Origin of the sequence: Eudoraea sp., from assembly GCF_049665975.1 — a bacterium.
Lineage (GTDB): Bacteria > Bacteroidota > Bacteroidia > Flavobacteriales > Flavobacteriaceae > Eudoraea.
This window is the reverse complement of the sequence record NZ_JBATGR010000127.1, coordinates 1-2,484: the sequence shown is the minus strand read 5'-3', so window position 1 is coordinate 2,484 and position 2,484 is coordinate 1. Positions and strand designations below refer to the sequence as shown.

Sequence of the window (2,484 nt, the reverse complement as noted above, 5' to 3'; positions counted from 1 at the left end):
GCCTCTTCTAAACTAAACTTACAAAGCGTAGATTTTTCAATAAAAGGCATAGATTTTTTTATAAAAAAATCAGTTCTGTTTTTCCATAAGTCTGCTCTGTAATTTGGATCAAAACTGATAAAGGCTTCTTGAGTTATGGCATCGAATAAATATCGTCCGTAGGCCTCTTCTAAATTTCCGCCCAAAAGTGCTGTCGCAGCCCCAAAATGGACAATATTTTTATTAAACTTTTTCTTAATCGCCGGACTGTATTTAAGTTCCTTGTCTGCACCCCTGCTAAAGACAAAATCACGTTCTCCGTCTTCATCAATAGAAACAAAGGCTAGGGTAGTAAAAGTTTCTGAACGTTGAGCTAAAGAAATGTCGACGTCCTCATTTTCCAGCACCTTCAATAGAAATGTGCCAAAAGGATCAACACCAACACATCCAATAAATGCACTTTTCCCTCCAAGTTTCGCTATGGCACAGGCTACATTGGCCGGGGCCCCACCTGCTTTTTTTGTGAATTCACTGGCTAAAGATAAATTGCTACCTTGTTTTTCGGCAACAAAGTCTATGAGCAATTCACCTATACAAAACACTTCTTTCATAAATCAATACTTAAAGCAATTCCCAAAGTAATGAGAAATAAGGTGTTACTCCAAAAAAAACAGAACTATTTATTAAATCGATTCTCACCATTGTCCTAAACCCTTTATATTCATAAAAGACACTTGGTCCGTTTTAAAGAATTGATTACCTTTTTCTGGAATTAAAAATCTAATAAAATGAATCTATTTGATGAGATTAAAAAGAAACTAAGTCAGGAATTTATTGATATAGTAGAATGGATTGACACCACTAATGATACCATAGTACACAGATTTGAGCGTTATCAGAATGAAATTAAAAATAATGCCAAATTGGTAGTTAGAGAAGGTCAGAAGGCCGTATTTGTAAATGAGGGTCAATTAGCGGATGTTTTTAAACCGGGGACACATACTCTGAATACCAAGAACCTTCCTATTCTGACTACTTTAAAGGGATGGAAATATGGATTTGACAGCCCTTTTAAGGCAGAGGTATATTTTGTTAATACCAGATTGTTTACAGACGAAAAGTGGGGAACAAAAAACCCGGTTATGTTGAGTGATGAACGCTTTGGTTTAACTGAGATAAGGGCTTTTGGAACTTATAGTTTTAGAATTAGCGATGCCGGAAAATTCGTTGTAGACGTTGTTGGCACCGATGGTAATTTTACAAATTACGAGGTTAATGAACATCTCAAGAGTTTAATTGTGACGCGTTTTACAGATACTGTGGGGGAGGCCAACCTACCACTGGAATTATACGCCGCAAATACAAGTGAGCTTTCCGAAACTTGTCAGGAAGTTATGAAACCAGAATTTGAGCGTGTAGGGATAGAGTTGGAAAAATTCTATATAGAAAACGTTTCCATGCCCGAGGAACTGAAGAAGGAAATTTTTGAATATAGCAGATTAGACAAACTAGACTTGTCCAAACTCTCTCAATTTAAGGCAGCTAAAGCCATGGAAGCCGCTGCCAAAAATGAAGGCGGTACTGCCGGAGCAGGAATGGGTTTGGGCATGGGTTTTGTTCTGGCGCAACAAATGGGGACTTTAATGGGTCAGCCAGGGCAACAACCCTTTTCTTCACAACAGCCTCAAGGTACTGCTCTGCCACCTCCAATTCCTGTTCAGGTAATGTATTACTACGCTGCAAATGGTCAACAACTTGGCCCTGTTTCATTTGATAAATTAAAGGAACTTTTTGCAAATAGGACTATTAACCGGGATTCTCTGGTATGGAAACAAGGTCTTATGGGGTGGACAGCGCTTAAAGAAATAGAGGAGTTAAAGGCTTTTTTGGGTGGCAGTACACCACCGCCATTACCTAAAATGTAGTAACCGTAAGATTTAAAAAACACTATTCTAATTTTACTGATTTTGGTAATAATTACAAATGGAAGAAGCCCAGTATTCTGAACAGAAAAAGTCCTGTGCCAATTGTGGCGCAGAACTAAAATACAAACCAGGTTCACACCAGGTTAAATGTGAGTATTGTGGATATGAAGAATTTATTGAAAAGACAAAGCGAAGTTTTGAAGAACTTGAACTGGAACATTATATTAAGGCGGTAGGGGATAATGCATATACAGAAACAATAGATCTTCTGCATTGTAAGAATTGTGGTGCGAACCAACATGTTGAAGAAAATTACAAGTCGCTCCATTGTGTTTATTGCGGAGACCCCCTTATTAGAGAAGATATAGAAAGAGAAGGCTGGATACTGCCAGGGGCGCTGGTTCCATTTCAATTTGATAACAAAGAGGCGGGAAGGATATTTATAAATTGGGTGGAAAGATTGTGGTTTGCGCCAAATAAGCTTAAACGCGCAGCATTAGATCCGGAAGCTATTCACGGTCTTTATCTCCCTTTTTGGACTTTTGATGCAGAGCTCTTTGCATCTTACGAAGGTCAAAGG

The 2,484-nt window shown here is 38.4% G+C and carries 2 protein-coding genes and 1 pseudogene; 2 read left to right on the top strand and 1 reads right to left on the bottom strand.

Going from position 1 to position 2,484, the window contains the following annotated elements:
- On the bottom strand, window positions 1-590 hold a 590-nt coding region (locus WBN20_RS05095; protein ID WP_424280942.1), incomplete at its 3' end, for a PfkB family carbohydrate kinase.
- 177 nt (window positions 591-767) lie between these two features.
- On the opposite strand from WBN20_RS05095, the gene WBN20_RS05090 reads away from it, so the two are divergent.
- Both WBN20_RS05090 and WBN20_RS05085 read left to right on the top strand, forming a co-directional pair.
- Window positions 768-1,904 (top strand): SPFH domain-containing protein, encoded by a 1,137-nt coding sequence (locus WBN20_RS05090; protein WP_424280941.1) that lies wholly within the window; start codon window positions 768-770, stop codon window positions 1,902-1,904.
- 58 nt (window positions 1,905-1,962) lie between these two features.
- Window positions 1,963-2,484 (top strand): annotated as a pseudogene (locus WBN20_RS05085) (DNA helicase PriA); the annotation flags it as partial.

Bases quoted from the DNA above. Each gene is read 5' to 3' on its own strand.
- WBN20_RS05090 (WP_424280941.1), top strand. From the start codon at position 768: ATGAATCTATTTGATGAGATTAAAAAGAAACTAAGTCAGGAATTTATT.